General features: G+C 73.0%; 19 protein-coding genes. 13 read left to right on the forward strand and 6 right to left on the reverse strand.

Annotated elements, in window-relative coordinates:
* Nucleotides 1-169: 169 nt before the first annotated feature.
* From AC1DZA_RS16030 to AC1DZA_RS16040, 3 genes are all read left to right on the forward strand, one after another.
* On the forward strand, nt 170-724 hold the full coding sequence (locus tag AC1DZA_RS16030) for a hypothetical protein (RefSeq protein WP_476773497.1): 555 nt from the start codon (nt 170-172) through the stop codon (nt 722-724).
* Between the two features lie 70 nt (nt 725-794).
* The gene (locus AC1DZA_RS16035; RefSeq protein ID WP_476773498.1) at nt 795-1,577 is read left to right on the forward strand and encodes an alpha/beta fold hydrolase; all 783 of its coding nucleotides are present in this window, start codon (nt 795-797) and stop codon (nt 1,575-1,577) included.
* Between the two features lie 115 nt (nt 1,578-1,692).
* A complete protein-coding gene (locus AC1DZA_RS16040) occupies nt 1,693-2,526 on the forward strand; it encodes an MBL fold metallo-hydrolase (RefSeq protein WP_476773499.1) in 834 nt (277 codons plus the stop codon).
* A 39-nt stretch (nt 2,527-2,565) separates the two neighbouring features.
* Here the strand turns inward: AC1DZA_RS16040 and AC1DZA_RS16045 are convergent, their stop codons facing one another.
* Nucleotides 2,566-2,730: a hypothetical protein gene (locus tag AC1DZA_RS16045; RefSeq protein ID WP_476762621.1), complete on the reverse strand. Its 165-nt coding sequence runs from the start codon at nt 2,728-2,730 to the stop codon at nt 2,566-2,568.
* Nucleotides 2,731-2,915: 185 nt separating this feature from the next.
* Between AC1DZA_RS16045 and AC1DZA_RS16050 the strand changes: the two genes are divergently transcribed.
* The gene (locus tag AC1DZA_RS16050; protein ID WP_476773500.1) at nt 2,916-3,857 is read left to right on the forward strand and encodes a phosphodiesterase; all 942 of its coding nucleotides are present in this window, start codon (nt 2,916-2,918) and stop codon (nt 3,855-3,857) included.
* A 33-nt stretch (nt 3,858-3,890) separates the two neighbouring features.
* Here the strand turns inward: AC1DZA_RS16050 and AC1DZA_RS16055 are convergent, their stop codons facing one another.
* Nucleotides 3,891-5,522: a stealth family protein gene (locus AC1DZA_RS16055; RefSeq protein ID WP_476773540.1), complete on the reverse strand. Its 1,632-nt coding sequence runs from the start codon at nt 5,520-5,522 to the stop codon at nt 3,891-3,893.
* 278 nt (nt 5,523-5,800) lie between these two features.
* On the opposite strand from AC1DZA_RS16055, the gene AC1DZA_RS16060 reads away from it, so the two are divergent.
* The 5 genes from AC1DZA_RS16060 to AC1DZA_RS16080 all read left to right on the forward strand — a co-directional run bounded on the left by AC1DZA_RS16060 (nt 5,801) and on the right by AC1DZA_RS16080 (nt 11,363).
* On the forward strand, nt 5,801-6,850 hold the full coding sequence (locus AC1DZA_RS16060; RefSeq protein ID WP_476773501.1) for a fatty acid desaturase family protein: 1,050 nt from the start codon (nt 5,801-5,803) through the stop codon (nt 6,848-6,850).
* A gap of 207 nt (nt 6,851-7,057) precedes the next feature.
* The gene (locus tag AC1DZA_RS16065; protein WP_476773502.1) at nt 7,058-8,464 is read left to right on the forward strand and encodes an NtaA/DmoA family FMN-dependent monooxygenase; all 1,407 of its coding nucleotides are present in this window, start codon (nt 7,058-7,060) and stop codon (nt 8,462-8,464) included.
* 104 nt (nt 8,465-8,568) lie between these two features.
* On the forward strand, nt 8,569-9,927 hold the full coding sequence (locus tag AC1DZA_RS16070; protein ID WP_476773503.1) for an aminotransferase class V-fold PLP-dependent enzyme: 1,359 nt from the start codon (nt 8,569-8,571) through the stop codon (nt 9,925-9,927).
* Between the two features lie 146 nt (nt 9,928-10,073).
* Nucleotides 10,074-10,823, forward strand: coding sequence for a hypothetical protein (locus AC1DZA_RS16075; protein WP_476773504.1), 750 nt, complete (start codon nt 10,074-10,076; stop codon nt 10,821-10,823).
* Between the two features lie 42 nt (nt 10,824-10,865).
* Nucleotides 10,866-11,363 carry an FBP domain-containing protein gene (locus AC1DZA_RS16080; protein WP_476773505.1) on the forward strand — a complete coding sequence of 166 codons (498 nt, stop codon included), beginning with the start codon at nt 10,866-10,868 and terminating at the stop codon, nt 11,361-11,363.
* Nucleotides 11,364-11,425: 62 nt separating this feature from the next.
* Here the strand turns inward: AC1DZA_RS16080 and AC1DZA_RS16085 are convergent, their stop codons facing one another.
* The 3 genes from AC1DZA_RS16085 to AC1DZA_RS16095 all read right to left on the reverse strand — a co-directional run bounded on the left by AC1DZA_RS16085 (nt 11,426) and on the right by AC1DZA_RS16095 (nt 13,132).
* Nucleotides 11,426-12,196, reverse strand: a complete 771-nt coding sequence (locus AC1DZA_RS16085) for an SGNH/GDSL hydrolase family protein (RefSeq protein WP_476763261.1) — start codon at nt 12,194-12,196, stop codon at nt 11,426-11,428.
* 64 nt (nt 12,197-12,260) lie between these two features.
* Nucleotides 12,261-12,455: a DUF1918 domain-containing protein gene (locus tag AC1DZA_RS16090; protein WP_476773506.1), complete on the reverse strand. Its 195-nt coding sequence runs from the start codon at nt 12,453-12,455 to the stop codon at nt 12,261-12,263.
* Between the two features lie 194 nt (nt 12,456-12,649).
* On the reverse strand, nt 12,650-13,132 hold the full coding sequence (locus tag AC1DZA_RS16095; protein WP_476773507.1) for an SgcJ/EcaC family oxidoreductase: 483 nt from the start codon (nt 13,130-13,132) through the stop codon (nt 12,650-12,652).
* A 71-nt stretch (nt 13,133-13,203) separates the two neighbouring features.
* On the opposite strand from AC1DZA_RS16095, the gene AC1DZA_RS16100 reads away from it, so the two are divergent.
* Entirely contained in the window at nt 13,204-13,812 is a 609-nt protein-coding gene (locus AC1DZA_RS16100; RefSeq protein WP_476773508.1) for a PadR family transcriptional regulator, read from the forward strand.
* A gap of 273 nt (nt 13,813-14,085) precedes the next feature.
* On the opposite strand, the gene AC1DZA_RS16105 is transcribed toward AC1DZA_RS16100, so the two are convergent.
* Nucleotides 14,086-15,675, reverse strand: a complete 1,590-nt coding sequence (locus tag AC1DZA_RS16105) for a PucR family transcriptional regulator (protein WP_476773509.1) — start codon at nt 15,673-15,675, stop codon at nt 14,086-14,088.
* Between the two features lie 164 nt (nt 15,676-15,839).
* Between AC1DZA_RS16105 and gabT the strand changes: the two genes are divergently transcribed.
* The 3 genes from gabT to AC1DZA_RS16120 are packed head-to-tail and all read left to right on the forward strand — an operon-like array spanning nt 15,840 to nt 20,046.
* Nucleotides 15,840-17,198, forward strand: coding sequence for a 4-aminobutyrate--2-oxoglutarate transaminase (gene gabT / locus AC1DZA_RS16110; protein WP_476773510.1), 1,359 nt, complete (start codon nt 15,840-15,842; stop codon nt 17,196-17,198).
* The gene (locus AC1DZA_RS16115) at nt 17,195-18,520 is read left to right on the forward strand and encodes a Glu/Leu/Phe/Val family dehydrogenase (protein ID WP_476773511.1); all 1,326 of its coding nucleotides are present in this window, start codon (nt 17,195-17,197) and stop codon (nt 18,518-18,520) included. Before gabT ends, AC1DZA_RS16115 begins: the two co-directional genes overlap by 4 nt.
* Before the next feature lie 47 nt (nt 18,521-18,567).
* The gene (locus tag AC1DZA_RS16120) at nt 18,568-20,046 is read left to right on the forward strand and encodes an NAD-dependent succinate-semialdehyde dehydrogenase (protein ID WP_476773512.1); all 1,479 of its coding nucleotides are present in this window, start codon (nt 18,568-18,570) and stop codon (nt 20,044-20,046) included.
* Nucleotides 20,047-20,117 lie beyond the last annotated feature (71 nt).

The following is a 20,117-nucleotide window of genomic DNA, read 5'->3' on the forward strand; positions in this document are numbered from 1 at the left end:
CCCTTCGGTGAGGCAAGGGGGTTGCGCGTGGGTCGGTCGGCGGATGCCGCAGGGCGTCGCCGACGCACGGTGCATCCCTGCCCGTGTGTGCGAGGCATCCTCACACCGCCTATCCTCGATACGGATCGTGCGCCCCATTCGGGGGTGCCGGCGGAGCGAGCAGGCGGAGGTGACGACGGCGATGTCCGAGCACGACGAGTCCGCGGGCCGGTCCGGGCGACGCCGGGGACGCCACGCCGCACCGGCCGACTCGACGCCGGCGGTCGGCGGCCTCACGGCCGGCCTCCGAACGGGGTTCGCGCGGGCTGCCGCGTGGCTCGAGCCGCGTCGCGCCACGGCGGTCGCCTGGGTCTCCAAGCGGCGGCTGCCCGTGTTCGTGGTCGCCGCCACGTTCGCGACGGTGGCGATGCTCGGGGGAACCATCGCCGTGCTGCAGTCCACCGCGCCGCCGCACCAGGCCGACGACGCCGCCCCGGCGGTGAACACCGTGCGGCCGACCTCCACCGAGCGCGAGGAGCCCAGCACGTTCGGCCCGATCCTGCCGTCGCCCGGCGCGCCGACCACGCTGCCGCCGCTCCCCGAGACCGCGGACCCCGACGCCGCCGACGCCACGCCGACCGACAGCGCGCCGTCGCCCGAGCCCGAACCGACGACCGCGCCCGACGGCAACGGTCGCGACACCGCCCCGGGTCAGACGAAGAAGCCCGACAAGCCCGGCGGCTGACCCGGCACCCGGGAATCCCGAGCAGCGCAAGGGGCTGCGCACGCGCCGCCCAGCCGATAGGTTCCCGCGCATGGAGACCGTGAGCGAAGTCGTCGTGGGTGCGCACCGCTATCGAGCGCACGAGACGGGCATCGCCCGCGCCGGCGACGTCACGACGGTGCTGCTGCACGGCATCGGCATGACGCACCGATCGCTCGCGAAGGTGCAGGAGACGATGCCCGCGACCCGGCGGGTGCTGAACATCGACCTCGCGGGCTTCGGGCCCAACCCCGCGCCGCGACACGGGCTCAGCGTGGAGGAGTACGGGCGCGACCTCGCCGAGGTCCTCGGTCGGCGGGGCGCGTGGCCGGCGATCGTGGCCGGGCACTCCATGGGCACGCAGTTCACCGTCGAGCTCGCGAGGATCCGGCCGCGGGACGTGCTCGGCATCGCGCTCATCGGGCCGGTGGTCGATCCGGCGCGGGGCACCGTGCGCCAGCAGGCGCTCGACCTCGCCAGGGACACCCTGGGCGAACCGCCTTCCGTGAACGCACTGGTGCTGCGCGACTACTTCCGCGGCGGCATCCGGTGGTACCTGAAGGAGCTCGGGGCGATGATGCGGTACCCGATGCTCGAGCGCATCGCGGAGTGCGTCGCGGACACCGTCGTGATCCGCGGCGAACGCGACCCCATCGCCCGCGAAGCGTGGTGCGAACTCCTTGCGGCCGCGAGCGGCGGACACGCCGAGGCCGTGAGCGTGCCCGGGAGGCGCCACGTGGTGCCCCGCACGGCGCCCGACGCGGTGGCGCGCGAGCTCGTGCGACTGGCCGAGCGGGTCGAGCGACGAACCGCGGATGCCGCGCCCCGGCGCTGAGTCCGCGTGTCGGCGCATCCGTCCCCCGGCCGGGTCAAGGGGGTTGTCCGGCGTTCCGGCATGGCCGAACGTGGATGCACCCTGGGAGGCGGTGGTCCGACGGAAGGCGGCTGCCGTGCAGGATCGACACATCACCGACGAACGGCGCGAGGCGCGAGCGCCGGGACACGAGGCATCCGCCCCGTCGCGACTCAGCCGGAGACCCCGGTTCACCTGCAACGTGGTCCCCGGGGTGCATCGCCTCGAGCACGCCTACGTGAACTGCTACCTCCTCGAGCAGGGCGGCGCGCTCACGATCGTCGACACGGCGCACCCGGCGACCTGGCCGGTCATCGGACACGCCATCCGCGCCCTCGGCCGCGAGCCTCGTGACGTGCGAGCGTGCGTGCTCACCCACGCGCACTTCGACCACCTCGGCTTCGCCCTGCGCGCGCAGCAGGAGTGGGGCGTGCCGATCATCGCCCACCCCGAGGAGGAGTACCTCGCGGCGCATCCCTACCGCTACGCGCACGAGAATCCGCGGGCCGCCTACCCGATCGCGCACCCTCGGGCGGTGCCGCCGCTCTTCGCGATGGTGCGCGCCGGCGCACTGCGGGTGAAGGGGGTGTCGGGGCTGACATTCCTCGCCGCGGACGAGGTGCTCGACGTGCCGGGGCGTCCGCGGGTGGTGTTCACGCCCGGACACACGTTCGGGCACTGCGCGCTGCACCTGCCCGAATCGGACGCGGTGTTGAGCGGCGACGCGCTCGTCACCTTCAACCCGTACACGGGCGGTGACGGACCGCAGATCGTGTCAGGCGCTGCGACAGCCGACAGCGAGCAGGCGCTGGCCTCGCTGACGGCGCTCGCAGAGACCCGCGCATCCGTGCTCCTGCCCGGTCACGGTCCCGTCTGGCGCGAGGGCGCCGGGGCGGCGGCGGCGTTGGCCAGGTCGGCCGGGCCGTCGTGAGTCGCGGGCGGGCGTGCAGGTTCAGGGGCGGACCGGCGGTCAGGCCGCCAGCGCGTGCGCGTCGTGCAGCACCACCGACGTCGGCCGCGGGTGGTCGTGATCCCTGGGGCAGGCGCATGGCACCGCGATCACCGAGAGCTCGAGCCGAACGAACTCCACGTGCTCGACGAACTCCGCCGACTTCGTCCGCCCCCACCACGCCATGATCGACCTCCCTCACCAGAGAGACGCCACGCATGCCGGATCGTGACGCGGTTCGCCGGAATCCGTGTCGGTGCGTTCGGGTTCGTCACATTCCGGATTCATTCAGCGTTCAGATTCGCATGGTCGGCTAGGTTGAGCGCGACGCCCACCGCCGCGCGCCACCACCGAACCGATGGGAACCCCCAGTGACCATTCGAACGGCCGAGTACCCCAGGCCGGATCACTTCCTGCTCCACATCAGCGACACGCACCTGCTCGCTGGTGGCGGCAAGCTCTACGACCGGGTGTCGAGCGAACAGCACCTGCGGACGCTGTTCGACGAGTTCGAGGCATCCGGTGCCCGGCCAGAGGCGATCGTCTTCACGGGCGACCTGGCCGACCGCGGCGAGGCCGACGCCTACGACCGCATCCGCCAGATCGTCGACCCCGTGGCCGAGCGGCTGAGCGCGCAGGTCATCTGGGTCATGGGCAACCACGACGACCGCGGGGCGTTCCGCCGCGGCCTGCTCGGCGAGCGGCTCGGCGGGTCCCGCCCGGTCGACCGCGTCGACGATGTGAACGGGCTGCGCGTCATCACCCTCGACTCCACGGTGCCAGGCCACCACCACGGCGAAGTGACGCCCGGCCAGCTCGACTGGCTCGCCGAGGAGCTCTCGATCCCCGCGCCGCACGGCACGATCCTCGCCATGCATCACCCGCCGGTGCCGAGCGTGCTCGACCTCGCGGTGTCGGTGGAGCTGCGCGACCAGTCGGGCCTCGCCGAGGTCGTCGACGGCAGCGACATCCGCTCGATCATCGCCGGGCACCTGCACTACTCGTCGACGGCGACGTTCGCGGGCGTGCCCGTGTCGGTCGCGTCGGCGAGCTGCTACACCCAGGACCTCAACGTGCCCGTCGGTGGCACCCGCGGTCGCGACGGCGCCCGCGCGTTCAACCTCGTGCACGTGTATCCCTCGACCGTGCTGCACTCGGTCGTGCCGCTCGGCTCGTTCCCGGCGCTCGACTTCATCCCCGCCGACGAGAGCGCGCGCCGCCTCGGCGAGTCGGGCATCAGCATCGCGGATGCCGCGACGCCGCGTGTGCCGAAGGAGCCCCCGTTCACCATGCCGATCCCGGTGCTCGCCTGACGGCAGCCGCCGCCCGCGAGGCCGCGCCTGCGGCTACGCCGTGAGGTCGGGGGTGCCGGCGCCAGCAGCAGCCGCCGCCGCAGGCAGGTCGGCCGCGGCATCCGTCGCCTTCTCCCACGGTGCCGGGAACGGGAAGTAGCGGTCGAGGAACTCGATGACCGCCGCCGTGCGCTGCTCGACCGAGATCTCGGGGAAGCTGCCGTCGTTGAGGCAGAACATGTCGTGGTCGCGGCGCTTCAGCAGCTGCTTCATGGCGGGCAGCGCCTTGCGCAGCGTCGTCTCGACGTACTTCACCTTGGCGTCGGTCTGCACCACGGCGCGGCCCGTGAGCAGCGCGTAGTAGTGGTACAGCGAGTTCGTCACCGAGATGTCGGTCGCCGAGCGGAAGCGGCTCGCGGCCGTGCGGCGGAACTCCTCGGGGAACGCCGCCTCGAGGTCGGCCATCACGCTCTTGCGGAGCGGCGCCGCGCAGTGCTCGAGGTGGCGCGTCGTGACCTTCCCGTACCGCTCGCGCAGGAGCGCCCGGTTCACGCGCGCGGCGTTCTCGAACCCGCTGCGACCCGGGTGCGTGTCGCCGAGGCCGATGCGCGTCGACGCCTCGACGAACTTCGTGATGCCGCCGGGGGAGAAGAACAGCGAGGGGCTCACCGCCCGGCCGAAGAACATGTCGTCGTTCGAGTAGAGGAAGTGCTCGGCGAGGCCGTCGATGTGGTGCAGCTGGCTCTCGACGGCGTGCGAGTTGTGCGTGGGCAGCACTGACGTGTCGGCGAACATCTCCTCGCTGCGCACGATGGTGACCTTCGGATGCTTCGCCAGCCACGCCGGCGCCGGGGAGTCGGTCGCGATGAAGATGCGCCGCACCCAGGGCGCGAACAGGTAGACCGACCGCAGCGCGTACTTCAGCTCGTCGATCTGCCGGTAGCGGGCCTCGGAGTCGTCGCCCTCGCCGACCACGTAGCTCTGCATGCGCTTGGCGCGCTCGCGCACGAACTCGTCGCTGGAGCCGTCGACCCACGAGAACACCATGTCGATGTCGAAGTCGACGTCGCTCGCGAGCGGCGCGAACATGTGCTCGAGGGTCGGCCAGTCGCGGCCGTGCAGGTGCACCGTGTCGTCGATCGCCTCGGAGCGCGGCAGCGTGCGGCGCATCAGCGCGTTCTCGACGGGCGCCTCGATCGTGTCCTCGCCGAACCGCCAGAACTCCAGCTGCACGGCGGTCTCGCTGCCGTAGCGCAGGCGTCCGACGGGCTCGACGCGGGGGCGGTAGAGGCGCAGCACGGTGGCCTTGCGGTGGCCCGACAGTCGTCCGTCGGCGAGGAGCACGGGGTGCGAGTCGGCGGCCCGCTCGGGCGCGAGGGTCGCCGCGTAGAACGGCTCGTTCCCGAAGGCCTCGGCGAAGGCGTTCGCCACGGCCTTGCGGTCGGCCCGATCGACGGCGAGCACGAGGCGGTCGTCGTTGCCGCGTACGAGCAGGTACGAGATGCCCGCCTCGTCGAGCGCGTCGCGCACGGCGAGCAGGTCCTCCACCATCGACTCCTGCGGGGTCGCGTGGCCGTTGCGCAGCGCGTACTGGCCCTTGCGCACGACGAGGTCGTCACGATCGAACCGCGCGGTGCGCGGGGCCGACGCCACCAGCACCAGCTCCGAGGCATCCGAGAGCCGCATCGGCGGCGCTGCCGACGGTTCCTTCCTGGCGAACGCATGCCCGTCGTGCTGGTGCGGGTCGGCAGGTCGATCGCGGTGGGAACTCGTCACGGAAGGGTGGCCTCCAGGGGTCGGGGGATCGCGCAGGAATTCGCGCGGGGATCGAAACGATTCTATCGAGTGCGGGCGCGGGATCCCACGGCTTGACGGATGGCGGATGCCCCGCCGCAGGCGTAGCCTCGAATGAACCATTCCGCGTGCCGGGACCCCGCGTGCGGCGACCTCGAGAGCGAGTCGCCATGACCACGCACACGGCACCAGCCAGCGACTTCACCGAACTCGCCCGTCAGGTGCGTGAGGCGGGCCTCATGCGGCGCCGCTACGGCTATTACTGGACGAAGCTCGCGCTCGTGCCGGTGCTCTTCGCGGCCACCGTCGTCGCGTTCATCCGGATCGGCGACTCGTGGTGGCAGGTCTTCATGGCCGTGTGGTTCGCGTTCCTGTTCACGCAGACCGCGTTCCTCGGGCACGACGCCGCGCACCGGCAGATCTTCCGCTCGGGCCGGTGGAACGACTGGACCAGCCTCGTGCTCGGCGGGTTCGTCGGCATGAGCTACGGCTGGTGGCAGCACAAGCACACCCGGCATCACGCGAACCCGAACCAGCTCGGCGTCGACCCCGACATCGACCTGCCGGTGGTCGCGTTCACGCCCGAGCAGGCCGGACGGCACCGGTCGCCGTTCATGCGCTGGGTGATGGCGCATCAGGGCGCCTTCTTCTTCCCGATCCTCCTGCTCGAGGGGCTCTCGCTGCACGCGTCGAGCGTGCATCGCGTCGTCATGCGCGAGCATCTCGCACACCGCCCCGCCGAGATCGCGGTGCTCGCGGTGCGGCTCGTCGGGTTCCTCGCGCTCGTCTTCCTCGTGCTCTCGCCCGGCATCGCGGCCGTGTTCCTCGCCGTGCAGCTCGGGCTCTTCGGCCTCTACATGGGTGCCTCGTTCGCGCCGAACCACAAGGGCATGCCGCTCGTGCCGAAGGCCCTGCGGCTCGACTTCCTGCGCCGCCAGGTGCTCATGAGCCGCGACATCCGAGGCACCCCGTTCCTCGACTTCATGATGGGCGGGCTCAACTACCAGATCGAGCACCACCTCTTCCCGTCGATGGCACGGCCCCACCTGCGCCGGGCCGCGCCCATGATCGCCGCGTACTGCCGCGAGCACGGCGTGCCCTACACGCAGACCGGGCTCTGGCAGTCCTACGCGATCGTGCTGCGCTACATCAACCGCGTCGGGCTCGGCGAGCGCGATCCGTTCATGTGCCCGCTCGTCGAGCAGCGGGCGAGCATCTGAGCGGATGCCGCGTCCTGCATGCCGCGTGACGGATGCCGCGTGGCCCCCCGCGGCATCACGCCCGCCAGCGGCATCCCGCCCGCTCGCGGCATCCGATGACCCCCGATGACGCCGGGTTGCGGCGTGTGGCACCCCGTTCCGCCGTGTGACGGCACCCCTCGCGGCATCCGCGCGGCCTGCCTAACGTCGCATCCGGGAGGTGGACGCATGACGAGACTCATCATCGGCGCCATGGTGCGGGCGATCGGCGCGTACCCGTCGGGCTGGCGGTATCCGGGGGCGCATCGGGACCCGCGCGGCGACGCGGCCGTGCTGCGCCGCGCCGCCGAGGTGGCCGAGCGGGCGCGCCTGGACTTCCTGTTCTTCGGCGACTGGCTCGCCACCGGGCACGACCTCGAGTACCGCGACCCGCACCTCGTCGCCCGTGTGGATCCGCTGAGCGCCATCACCTACCTCGCCGGCGTGACCGAGCGCATCGGGCTCGTGGCCACGGTGAACACCACCTACGCGGATCCCTTCACGGTCGCACGGGCGAGCGCCTCGGCCGACCTGCTCTCGGGCGGGCGCGCGGCGCTCAACCTCGTCACCGGGTCCGACGCCCGCTCGGCGGCGAACCACGGCGTCGACTTCACGCACGCCAGCACCGTTCGGTACGACCGCGCAGTGGAGTTCCAGGAGGTGCTGCGCCGGCTCTGGGACTCGTTCGACGACGACGCGATCGTGGCGGATGCCGCGTCGGGCGTGTTCCTCGACCCCGACCGCCTGCACGCCACGGCCTTCCACGGCGAGCACCTCCGCGTCGCCGGGCCGCTGAACGCGGTGCGTCCCGTGCAGGGGCACCTGCCCGTCCTGCACGCGGGCCTCTCGCCGAGCTCGAAGCTCTTCGCGGCGCAGCACGCCGACCTCGCGCTCGTCGCCGTGTCGGGCCACGACCAGGCGATCGCGGTGCGCGAGGAGCTGCGCTCGCTGGCGTTCGAGTCGGGCCGCGACGACCGCACGCTGAAGGTCATCGCCCCGGTGCTGCCGATCATCGGCGAGACCCGCGAGCACGCACAGGCCATCGCCGACGAGTTGAGCGAGCTCGTGCAGATCGCCGAGGACTGGCCGGGTGGCGCGCCGCCTGCGTTCCCAGCCGCTCGCTCGCTCGCGCAGCTCTCGACCCTCGTCGGCGTCGACCTGACCGGCCTCTCGCCCGACCGTGCGGTGACGCCGACGCTCGCGTCCTCGTTCTCCGACGCGGGCCAGCTGCTCGTCGAGATCGTCGCCGAGCGCACCGGCCGGGCCCCGTCGGGCGACCGGCCGCCGACCCTGCGGCACCTCGTCGTCGCGGCATCCGTCAACGCGTCGATCGTCGTCGGCACCGCCGCCGAGATCGCCGCCGAGTTCGCCGCGTGGGGCGACTCGGGCGCCGTCGACGGATTCAACGTGCTCTCGGCCGTGCAGCCCGCCCAGTTCGAGGCGTTCGCGCTCGGCGTGGTGCCCGAGCTCCAGCGGCTCGGGGTCTTCCCGCTCGAGTACGAGGGCGAGACGCTCCGCGACCACCTCGGCCTCGAGCGCCCCGCCAACGTGCACACGGCCGATCGGGCACGGCTGGAGGAGCGGCTGCTGCGCTGAGCTCCGTTACCCGATGTTGCGCGACGTGACACCGTGCGACGGCGATGGTTGAGGCGTTCGGCGGTCGGCCGTAGGTTCGACGCCAACCCATCCGAGGAGTCCCCGTGATCGCCACCGACCTGCGCACCTCGCCGACGCGCGTGCGCGCTGTCGCGGGCGAGCGAGCGGATGCCGCGGCGACCGGCCCTGCGTCATCCGGCCCCGCATCACTCGCGGCCCTCGCCGACGCCGACCTCCGGGTGCCTGTGCTCGGCGGCGGCACGGTGCGGCACGTGAACCTCGACGTCGCGGCATCCGCGCCCGCCCTTGATGCGGTGGTGCAGCACGTGGCCCGAGTCATCCCCTACTACTCGAGCGTGCATCGGGGCAGCGGGTACGCGTCGCAGGCGAGCACGGCCCTCGTCGAGGGTGCTCGCGTCACGGTGGCGCGCCATGTCGGCGCCCGCGACGACGACCTCGTGATCTTCACGCGCAACACGACCGATGCGCTCAACCTGCTCGCGTCGGCCGTGCCCGGCGACACCGTGGTGCTCGACCTCGAGCACCACGCCAACCTGCTGCCCTGGCGGTCGCGCCGCGTCGTCGTCGGCCGGTCGACGATCGCCGAGACCATCGACGCGCTCCGCGACGAGCTCGCCGCGTCGCCCGCCGCGCTCGTCTCCGTGACCGGCGCCTCGAACGTCACCGGCGAGGTGCTGCCGATCGCCGAGCTGGCCGCGCTCGCCCACGAGCACGGGGCGCGCCTGGCCGTGGATGCCGCGCAGCTGCTGCCGCACCGGCGCGTCGACCTCGCGGCATCCGGCATCGACTACCTCGCCTTCTCGGGGCACAAGGCCTACGCGCCGTTCGGAGCGGGCGCGCTCGTCGGGCGCGCCGACTGGCTGGACGCCGCGCCCGCGCACCTCGCGGGCGGCGGGGCCGTCGAAGCCGTGCGCCTCGACGATGTCGAGTGGAAGACCGGCGCCGACCGGCACGAGGCCGGCACTCCCAACGTGATCGGCATCGCGGCGCTCGCCCGCGCGCTCGACGAACTCGACCGGCTGGGCGACGCCGCTCGCCGTGAGCACGAGGCGGCGCTCACTGCACGGCTGCACGAGGGGCTCGCGGCCATCCCGGGCATCCGGGTCATCCGCGGCTTCGACGACGCCGACGACCGGCTCGGGATCGCCACGATCGAGCTCGAGCGCGGATCGGTCGGACTCATCGCCGCCGCGCTCGCCGCGGAGCACGGCATCTCGGTGCGCGCCGGGCGCTTCTGCGCGCACCCGTTCTTCGACCGCGTCGCGTCGCGGGCGAACGGGTTGCGCGCGAGCCTCGGGGCCGGATCCTCGGCCGACGACGTCGACCGGTTCCTCTCGGCGCTGGCCGGGCTCGTGGCCGACGGACCCGCGCACGCGTACGAGCGCACGCCCGCCGGGTGGTGTCCGCGGGTCGACGACCGACCGCTGCCCGTCATCGGCTGACCAGCGCGTCGGCGCGCTGCGCGTGCCCTGTGCGTCGGCGCGCTGCGCCGTGCCCCGGGGCGTCGTGACCCGCGGCGCCGTGCGCCGCCACGGCACGCGTCCGCGACCCCATTCCGTCTGCGGCGGAAGAGGCGCACACTGGGCGCATGGGATCGATGTCGACACCCATGGAACCGCATGTGGGCGACCGGCTGGAGCGCCGCCACGAGGAACTGCTGCGGCTCGTCTACGGCACGCCCGAGGGGGCGCCCGGCGATGCGGCGGCCGAGCTCGCCGCGGTGGAAGCGGAACTCGCCGAGCGGCTCGGGCCGGCGGACGCCGCGCCAGCCGACGCCGGGCACCCGTCCGCCGATCCGTCGGCCGACGGCCCGAGCGACGGATCCGGACCTCCGGCCCCCGTCGCGGCATCCGGTCGCCGACCCCTCGGCAGGGGCCGCGCGATCGCGGCCGCCGTCGGGATCCTCGCGCTCGTCGCGATCGTGCTCGCCGTGCTCGCGCCCGCCCGCGAGGCGCTGTCGCCGCCGCGCGGCCTCGCCGTCTTCGAGCGCGCGCAGACCCCCGAGGAACGCGGGCGCACCGACGAGATCGCCACCGCCGCCGAGCTCCAGCCGTCGGAGGCGGCCAGCCTGCGCACCCTCGGGAGAGCGTTCGGCCACGACTTCTGGGCGTTCCGCGACGACGACCGGGTCTGCCTGCTCGTGCGGCGCCAGTTCTTCTTCTCGTGGATGACGAGCTGCACCTCGGTCGACGGGTTCGCCGAGCACGGGCTGAGCCGTCGCATCGTCGCCGACGACATCCGCGACGGGGCGCGGCCGAGGCGCATCGGCCCGGGCGACGTGGTCGTCATGACGTGGGGGCCCGAGTCCATCGACCTGGAGTGGACGGTGGAACGCTGAGCGCCCGTTCGTAGACTGGAGGTCACGCACGGGAGGGGACGCATGCAGGCGCTGGTCGAGAGCGACATCCGCGAGTCGTTCGGCAATGCGAGCGACGCGGAGCTGGCGCAGCTCTCGCTGCCGCACGACTTCGTGCTCACGGAATGGGCGCACCTCGACGCGTTCGCGTGGCGTGACCCTCGCATCGCGGCCCGCGGTTACCTCGTCACGGAGCTCGACGGGGCGGCGCGCGGCATCGTGCTGCGGGTCGCCGTCGCGAACGGCTCGCACCACCGCGCCGCGATCTGCAACCTCTGCCACACGCAGCAGCCCGCCGACCAGGTCGTGATGTTCTCGGCGCGCCGGGCGGGTGCCGCGGGGGAGCGGGGCGACAGCGTCGGCACCTACATGTGCAGCGACCTCGCGTGCCAGGAGACCGTGCGGCTCGGGCGTCCGGCCGCGCCCTCGGAGGTGCTGCCGAGCGTGCAGGAGCTCGAGCGCATCGAGGGGCTCGCCCGTCGCACCCGCGCGTTCGTGGCCGACGTGCTCAGCACCGCGTAGGGCCGGTCACGGCGACGGATGACTCGGGTGCCAGGTCGGGCGACGGATGCCGGTGGCGCGCGTCAGCGCGCGGCATCCGGGGTCAGCGGCTCGAGCGTGGCGCGCTTCGCGGTGCGACCGTCACCCGACGAGCGGCCGGTCAGTCGCCGACCGATCCACGGCAGCACGAACTCGCGGTAGTACGCGGCCGTGTTGCGGCTGCGGGCGCCGGGCGGGGCGGCCGCGACCTCGGCGACGCCCCACTCCTCGGGGACGGGAACACCGATCGCCGTGAGCACGTTGCTCGCCACGCGCGCGTGCCCGAGCGAGTTGAGGTGCAGCTTGTCGGCCGACCAGTAGCGGATGTCGCGCAGCCCGCGATCGTTGAAGTTGTCGACGAAGGTCACGCCGGGCAGCTCGGCGAGGTCCTGGAGCGCGGCCGTGAGGCGCACGCCACGGGCGTCGAACACCTTGCCGAGCGGCAGGTGCTCGGTGGGGTTCGCGCCGCTCAGCATGAGCACGTGGATGCCCTCGTCGCGGATGCGGTGCACGGCCTGGCGGAATCGGCCGGCGACCCGCTCCTCGGGCATGCGCGGGCGGAGCATGTCGTTGCCGCCGCCGTTGAAGCTGATCACCTCGGGGCGGAGGGTGATCGCCGCCTCGAGCTGCTCGTCGACGATCGGCCCGAGCTTGCGCCCGCGGATCGCGAGGTTGGCGTAGCCGATCGGCTCCTGCGCCGCGAGCGCGAGGCCCATCGCCACGAAGTCGGCCCAGCCGCGCACCGATCCGTCGGGAAGCTCGTCGCCGACGCCCTCGGTGAAGCTGTCGCCGATGGCCGCATAGGAGTGGAACATGGGTTCAACGGTAGCGCGCGGCACCGCGGCATCCACCCGCCGTGGGGGTGGATGCCAGGCCGGATCAGTGCGCCTGGTGCTCCTGCTCGAGGACGCAGTCGGCGCCCGGGTAGAGCAGCGTCTCGTGCCCGTCGTCGAACCGCACGAGGTAGGGCGGGCCGCCGTCGGCACCGCGCACCTCGAGCACCTGGCCGTGCCGGTCGGCCTGCCCGACCTGCTTGCCGTGGATGACCAGTCGATCGCCCTTGACCGCTTGCATGGGGTCTCCCTCCCGCGCTCGTTCCAGCGTACGCCGGGGCCCGCGGGGCGGGTAGGGGTGGCGGATGCCGCGACGGGGGGAGGAGATCTGCGCCACGGGAGGAGGGCACTCCTTCGGCGGACCTCCCGTCGAGTGATTCGCCTCCCGTCGCGCCCGGCGAATCGCGGTGCCGCCAGGATGTCGGGCTGCCTGGATCAGCGGTCGCCGCGGTCGGCGAGCCGGTTGACCGCCATGAACAGCCGCTGCTTCTTCGTGTTCTGGAACGCGGTGCAGCGCCACACGTCGCCGTCGCGCACCATGACGAAGGTCTGCACCTTGTCGTGCGGGATGCGGGCACGCGTGCCGATGCCGCCCTCGGTGAGCACGACGGCGACGTCGGGCGTCGGGAAGCGCAGGTCGAGCACCCGCATCGACATGCGGCTGCCGCGCTGCCATTTCTCGAAGACGGGCAGGTGGGAACGGCGGATCGCGTCGCGGCCCAGGTAGTGCAGGCCGACGAAGATCACGTAGGACGCGTCGTCGGTGAACTCTGCGGCGAGGGCGGTCGCGTCGCCCGCGTCCCAGGCGGCGCGCACGCGGTCGAGCGCGGCGAGCACGGCAGAGCGGTCGGATGCCGCGTCGCGGCCGGTCTGGCCGGTCTGCGTTGCGGGGCCCAGGGGTTCGGTGGTCTCGTTCATGCCTCCATCGTGGCATGCAGTCTGCATTAGTGCAACCTGCACTAATGCAGACTGCGCCGTAGACTGAGCCGGTGACCTCCGGAACCCAGTTGCAGCGCGCCGACCGCGACCTGCCTGCGCTCGCGGTGCTGGCCCTGCTGACCCGCGGGCCGCGCCACACCTATGACATGCACCGGTTCATGGTCGACACCCGCAAGGACTTCGTGGTCGGCCTGCCGCGCAGCCTCTACCACGCGGTCGACAAGCTCGAACGTGCGGGATTCGTCGTGCAGGCCGGCACCGAGCAGTCGTCGGGTCGGCCCGAACGCGTGCGGTACGCGCTGACCGAGGCGGGCACCGCCGAGCTGCGTCGACGGGTGTCGTTGCTGCTCGCCACACCAGAGCCCGACGCGACGCTGTTCTACGCCGCGCTCTCGTTCATGGGCGTGCTCGGGGGCAAGGAGGCGCTGGCTGCGCTGCGCGCCCGAATCGCCGGGCTCGACCTGCAGCGCGCCCGGCTCGACGGCGACCTGGCCGAGGCGGCCGGCGTGCCGCGGATCCTCCTCGTCGAGGCGGAGTACGAGCGCGCACGCCTCGCCGCCGAGCGCGACTGGACGGCCGGGCTCCTCGCCGAGCTCGAGTCGGGCGAGCTGGCCTGGCCCGACGACCTCGACGAGCTGCCCCCGCCGCCAGCCCGCTGACCAGCCGCCGCCGCCGCATCCAGCCCCCGACGCATCCGCTCCCGCCCCCGTGCCGTCGCGTGGAGCCGGTCCCCCTCGAGAGGACAGGATTCGCGGGTCCCGGCATCGCCCAACCCACCAAAAGCGTCCTCTCGGGTTCGGCGGCACGCACAGCGCGCTCCGAAGTGCATCGAGTGGTCGCGAACGGCTGCTTCGGGCGCCGCCGAAGGCGCCATTCGCGACCACTCGGCGGATGGGGAGGCGTGTCGTGGGCTCCGCGACGCGCCGACACCCTCAGCCGACGGCGAGCAGTGCCGCCCAGAGGTCGGCGCGGGCGTGGAACCCCGAGAGGTCGCGCCCGAGCAGCCGCTCGGCGAGGGCGACCCGGCTGCGCACGGTGTGCCGGTGCACGCCCAGCGCCTGCGCGGTGGCGTCGAACTGGCCGCCGTGCTCGAGCCAGGCGCGCATCGTGGCGACGAGGGCGGTGCCGTTCGCCTCGTCGTGCGAGGTCAGCGGCGCGAGCGTGGCGAACGCGACCGCTCGCGCGTCGGTGCGGGCGAGGAACGCGAGCACGCCCTGGCGGCTGATCTCGTCGAACGCCACGACGCCCGAGCCGGTCTCGCGGGCACGCTCCAGCGCACGCAGCGCCTGCTCGTGCGCCATGGCCGTGCCGTCGGCGGCGACCGCGTCGGAGACACCCACGGGCAGGCCGAACTCGGTCGCGAGCTCGTCGGCGAGGCCGGCGTCGGCCTCCTCGAGCACGAGCACCACGGTGTCCTCGTCGCGGCCGAAGAAGAGCCGCCCGCCGCGCTCCTCGACCCGCAGCTCGAGCAGGTCGGTGAGGCGATCGACGTGGGCGGCAGCGGCATCCGTCACCGCGACCCGCAACGGCGCAGCGGGAAGCGGGCCCCACATCTCGACGGCCACGCGCGCGGCGAGCTCGGTGTCGCCGGCGAGGATGCCGCGCAGCAGGCCGGTTCGCAGGTGCCCTCGCGCACGGTCGAGCGTGCGGTTCTGCTCGAGCGCCAGCCCGGCGAGGGCGATGACGGCGTTGACCACCTCGCGGCCCGCCGCGTCGAGCTGGGGGGAGTCGCCGATGGCGAGCACCCCGCGCAGGGCGCCGCCTGCGCCCAGGGTCTGCAGGGTGAGGCGCTGCGGCTCGCCCACGGCGTCGCCCGCGACCAGGGTGCGGCTGGCTCGCTGCCCGCGGCGCAGCATCGAGCGCGCCTCGCCGACGACCTCGCCGAGCGCCGGCTGTCCCAGTCCGTCGGACGGCGCCTCGCGGTCGAGCGACCCCGATGCGTCGACCAGGCCGACCCACGCCCCGAGGCGGTGCGACAGCTCGGCGAGCGTGGCCGAGAGCCCGTCGGGGCGCAGCGCTGCGAGCGAGATGGCGCGCTGTGCGGCGAGCGCCCAGGCCTGGCGGGCGTACGCGTCCTCGGCGAGCAGGTCGGCCACGAGCCGCGCGATCGCGATGAACGGCACCCGGTAGGGCACCTCGACGAGCGGCAGGCCCTGCCGCGCGCACGCCTCGACGAGCACCTCGGGCGTGCCGGCGCGCACCACTTCGGCGCCGAAGCCGAGCGCGGCGATGCCGGCCTCGCGCAGGCGCCGCACGTACGCCTCGGCGAAGTCGGCCTGCCCGACGCCGTCGGCGCCGCCCGCGTCGACGGCGCCCGCGCCGGCGCCGCCCGCCTCGAACTGCGTCCCGGTCGTGAGCAGCATGTGCCCCGCGTCGAGGAACGGGGTCGGGTCGACGAGGTCGGACGTGTGCGCCCACAGCACCGGGGCGTCGAGCGCACCGGCCGGCAGGTCGCCCGCCGGAGTGAGCAGCGTGAGGGCGAGCTCGGATCGGTCGAGCAGGGTCTGCACGGTCGGCTGCACTGGTGCTCCGCGGGGGATTCGAGCGACGGATGCCGCGACGCGGCGCCTGTACGCGATGTCCAACAAGATGCACCTGAGTGTACACGCGGGCGCTGCGGCATCCATCGACGCCGACCTAGCATTGCGGGCATCCGCCACCGTCGTCACTTGCATCGGAGCAGACCATGACCCTCGTCGACACCACGGCCACCGTCACCGGAGGACCGACGCTCGCGCAGGAGCGCCGCCTCGTCACCGCCATCCCGGGCCCGCGCTCGCAGGAGCTGCTCGCCCGCAAGGCCGAGGCCGTCGCCGCCGGCGTGGGCCACACCGTGCCCGTCTCGGTCGTCGCCGCGGGCGGCGGCGTCATCGTCGACGCCGACGGCAACTCGCTCATCGACCTCGGCTCGGGCATCGCCGTCACCGGCGTCGGCAATGCCCACCCCCGCGTGGTCGAGGCCGTGACCGCCCAGCTCAACGCCTTCACGCACACGTGCTTCACCGTGGCGCCCTACGAGGGCTACGTCGCCGTGGCCGAGAAGCTCAACGCGCTCACCCCCGGCGACCACGCCAAGCGCTCGGCGCTCTTCAACTCGGGCGCCGAGGCCGTCGAGAACGCCGTGAAGATCGCGCGCCACTACACCAAGAAGCAGGCCGTCGTCGCGTTCGACCACGCCTACCACGGCCGCACGAACCTCACCATGGGCCTCACCGCGAAGAACATCCCGTACAAGAGCGGGTTCGGCCCGTTCGCCTCCGAGGTCTACCGCGCGCCGCTCAGCTACCCGTTCCGCGACGGCGGACTCACCGGCGCCGAGGCCGCGGCCCGCGCGATCTCGGTCATCGAGAAGCAGGTCGGCGCCGAGAACCTCGCCGCGATCATCATCGAGCCCATCCAGGGCGAGGGCGGCTTCATCGTGCCCGCGCAGGGCTTCCTCCCCGCGCTCGTCGAGTGGTGCCGCGCGAACGACGTCGTCTTCATCGCCGACGAGGTGCAGACCGGCTTCGCCCGCACCGGCGCCTGGTTCGCGAGCGAGCACGAGGGCATCGTGCCCGACCTCGTCGTCGCGGCCAAGGGCATCGCCGGCGGCCTGCCGCTCTCGGCCGTCACCGGGCGTGCCGAGATCATGGACTCCGCGATGGCCGGCGGCCTCGGCGGCACCTACGCCGGCAGCCCGATCGCCTGCGCCGCCGCACTGGCCACCATCGAGACGTACGAGCAGGACGGCCTCATCGAGCGCGCCCGCGAGATCGGCGCCGTGCTCTTCGGCCGCCTCAACGCCCTGCGCACCGCCGACCCCCGCATCGGCGACGTCCGCGGCCGCGGCGCCATGGTCGCGATCGAGCTCGTCGACCCCGCCACCGGCGCGCCCGACGCGGCGCTCACCACCGCGATCGCCAAGTACGCGCACGCGAACGGCGTCGTGCTGCTCACCTGCGGCACGTACGGCAACGTCATCCGCTTCCTGCCCCCGCTCACCATCTCCGACGAACTGCTCATCGACGGCCTCTCGGTCGTCGCGGAAGGACTGAAGAACGCATGACCGACCTGCTCGCGGCGACGACGATGTCGACCGCAACGGATGCCGCGGCGGCGCCCGGCTCGGCGCACACCGTCGACCACGTCGCGACCCCGCTCACCGACGCGCGGGCCCAGCTCGCCGAGGCGATCGGGCTGCTCGGCTACGAGAACGGCCTGCACCAGATGCTCGCCACCCCGCGCCGTGAGCTCACGGTCGCCGTGCCGCTGCGACTCGACTCGGGTGAGAGCCGGCTCTACATCGGCCACCGCGTGCAGCACAACTTCTCGCGCGGCCCGGCCAAGGGCGGCCTGCGCTACGCGCCGAACGTGAACCTCGACGAGGTGCGGGCGCTCGCCATGTGGATGACCTGGAAGTGCGCCCTGCTCGATGTGCCCTACGGCGGCGCGAAGGGCGGACTCGCGATCGACCCCCGCGAGCACTCCATGGCCGAGCTCGAGCGCGTGACCCGCCGCTACACGAGCGAGATCCTGCCGATCATCGGCCCCGAGCGCGACATCCCGGCGCCCGACATCGGCACCGACGAGCAGACCATGGCCTGGATCATGGACACCTACTCGGTGAACAGCGGCTACACGGTGCCCGGCATCGTGACCGGCAAGCCCATCGCGCTCGGCGGCTCGCAGGGCCGGGCCAGTGCGACCAGCCGCGGCGTCACGCACATCGCGCTCGCGGCGCTCCGTCACGTCGGGCTCGACCCGGCCCGCTCGACGGCGGCCGTGCAGGGCTTCGGCAAGGTGGGTGCGGATGCCGCGCGCTTCCTGTCCGAGGCCGGCGTGCGGGTCACCGCGGTGAGCGACCAGTACGGCGCCATCCTCAACACGGGCGGACTCGACATCGAGGCGCTCTCCGAGCACGTCCGGGCGACGGGCTCGGTCGTCGGCTTCGCCGGCGGCGACGCGCTCGACGGCGCCGACCTGCTCACCCGGGACGTCGACCTGCTCGTGCCCGCCGCCGTCGAGGGCGTGCTGCACGACGGCAACGCCGGCGACGTGCTCGCCCGCGTGATCGTCGAGGGCGCCAATGGCCCCACGACCCCGGCGGCCGACCGCATCCTCCGCGAGCGCGGCATCCTCGTCGTGCCCGACATCCTCGCCAACGCCGGCGGCGTGATCGTTTCGTACTTCGAGTGGGTGCAGGCGAACCAGGCCTACTGGTGGCGCGCCGACGAGGTCGAGTCCAGACTGGAGGAGCGGATGCTCAGCGCCTGGCAGCACGTGCTCGGCTATGCCGAGGCGCGCGACCTCTCGCTCCGCACCGCCGCCACCGCGCTCGCCGTCGAGCGCGTCGCCGAGGCGCACCGCCTCCGCGGCCTCTACCCCTGATCGGGCACCATCCCAACCGGCCGACCGACACGAAACGGATCGCACCAATGACCGACACCATGCAGCACACCGCCGAGACCACGGTCCTCGACCGGGTCGCCGACCGCCTGTTCATCGGCGGCGAGTGGGTCGACGCCGAGGGCGGCAAGACCCTCGCCGTCTCCGACCCGTCGACGGGCGAGACGATCAAGGAGATCGCGGATGCCTCGCCGGCCGACGGCATCCGCGCGCTCGACGCCGCCGTGGCCGCGCAGGACGCGTGGGCCGCGACTGCGCCCCGGGAGCGCGGCGAGCTGCTGCGCCGGGCGTTCGACCTGCTCCAGGAGCGCAAGGAGGACTTCGCCCTCCTCATGACGCTCGAGATGGGCAAGCCGCTCGCCGAGGCGCGCGGCGAGGTCGCCTACGGCGGCGAGTTCCTCCGCTGGTTCAGCGAGGAGGCCGTGCGCATCTCGGGCCGCTACGGGCTGAACCCCGAGGGCACCGGCCGCATGATCGTGTCGCAGCGTCCCGTCGGCCCGTCGTTCTTCATCACCCCGTGGAACTTCCCGCTGGCGATGGCGACCCGCAAGATCGCCCCCGCGCTCGCCGCGGGCTGCACGGTGGTCATCAAGCCGCCGGCGCTCACGCCGCTCACGACCATCGCGTTCGTGCAGCTGCTCGAGGAGGTCGGCCTGCCGAAGGGCGTCGTGAACGTGGTGCCCACGTCGACGTCGTCGAAGGTGTCCGCCCCGATCATCGCCGACCCGCGCCTGCGCAAGCTCTCGTTCACGGGCTCGACCGAGGTGGGCCGCACGCTCATGCAGCAGGCCGCGCAGGGCATCCTCCGCACGTCGATGGAGCTCGGCGGCAACGCGCCGTTCGTCATCTTCGAGGACGCCGACCTCGACAAGGCGGTCGACGGAGCGATGATCGCCAAGTTCCGCAACATCGGGCAGGCGTGCACCGCCGCGAACCGATTCATCGTGCACGAGTCGGTCGCCGACGAGTTCGCGAAGCGGGTCGCCGACCGGGTCAAGGCCATGAAGGTCGGCCGCGGCACCGAGGACGGCGTCAACATCGGCCCCTTGATCGACGAGAAGGCCGTCGACTCCACCGACGAGCTCGTGCAGGACGCCGTCTCGAAGGGCGCGACCGTGCTCACGGGCGGCACGCGAATCGACGGCGACGGCACGTTCTACGCTCCGACCGTGCTCGCCGGCGTGGCCGCGGGCAGCCGCCTGCTCAGCGAGGAGATCTTCGGTCCGGTGCTCGGCATCACGACGTTCTCCGATGAAGACGAAGCGGTGCGCCTGGCGAACGGCACCGAGTACGGGCTCGTCTCGTACGTGTTCACGCAGGACCTCGCACGGGGCCACCGCCTCATCGAGCGCATGGCCACCGGCATGATGGGTCTGAACACGGGCCTCGTCTCGAACGCGGCCGCGCCGTTCGGCGGCGTCAAGCAGTCGGGCATCGGCCGCGAGGGCGGCCTCGAGGGCATCCACGAGTACCTCGACACGAAGTACACGCTCATCCCGGTGAGCTGAGCAGCGAGCGGATGCCGCGGCCGCGCGCCGCGGCATCCGCTCGCCTCACCGAGCACGCACCCCAGGAAAGT

It is taken from the genome of Agromyces sp. P2_B3, from assembly GCF_056404815.1.

Coding starts and splice junctions, on each gene's coding strand:
- AC1DZA_RS16115 (WP_476773511.1), top strand. CDS start 17,195: ATGACCGACCTGCTCGCGGCGACGACGATGTCGACCGCAACGGATGCC.
- AC1DZA_RS16055 (WP_476773540.1), bottom strand. CDS start 5,522: ATGCGGCTCTCGGATGCCTCGGAGCTGGTGCTGGTGGCGTCGGCCCCG.
- AC1DZA_RS16120 (WP_476773512.1), top strand. CDS start 18,568: ATGACCGACACCATGCAGCACACCGCCGAGACCACGGTCCTCGACCGG.
- gabT (WP_476773510.1), top strand. CDS start 15,840: ATGACCCTCGTCGACACCACGGCCACCGTCACCGGAGGACCGACGCTC.
- AC1DZA_RS16065 (WP_476773502.1), top strand. CDS start 7,058: ATGACGAGACTCATCATCGGCGCCATGGTGCGGGCGATCGGCGCGTAC.
- AC1DZA_RS16035 (WP_476773498.1), top strand. CDS start 795: ATGGAGACCGTGAGCGAAGTCGTCGTGGGTGCGCACCGCTATCGAGCG.
- AC1DZA_RS16090 (WP_476773506.1), bottom strand. CDS start 12,455: ATGCAAGCGGTCAAGGGCGATCGACTGGTCATCCACGGCAAGCAGGTC.
- AC1DZA_RS16095 (WP_476773507.1), bottom strand. CDS start 13,132: ATGAACGAGACCACCGAACCCCTGGGCCCCGCAACGCAGACCGGCCAG.
- AC1DZA_RS16045 (WP_476762621.1), bottom strand. CDS start 2,730: ATGGCGTGGTGGGGGCGGACGAAGTCGGCGGAGTTCGTCGAGCACGTG.
- AC1DZA_RS16080 (WP_476773505.1), top strand. CDS start 10,866: ATGCAGGCGCTGGTCGAGAGCGACATCCGCGAGTCGTTCGGCAATGCG.
- AC1DZA_RS16085 (WP_476763261.1), bottom strand. CDS start 12,196: ATGTTCCACTCCTATGCGGCCATCGGCGACAGCTTCACCGAGGGCGTC.
- AC1DZA_RS16060 (WP_476773501.1), top strand. CDS start 5,801: ATGACCACGCACACGGCACCAGCCAGCGACTTCACCGAACTCGCCCGT.
- AC1DZA_RS16075 (WP_476773504.1), top strand. CDS start 10,074: ATGGGATCGATGTCGACACCCATGGAACCGCATGTGGGCGACCGGCTG.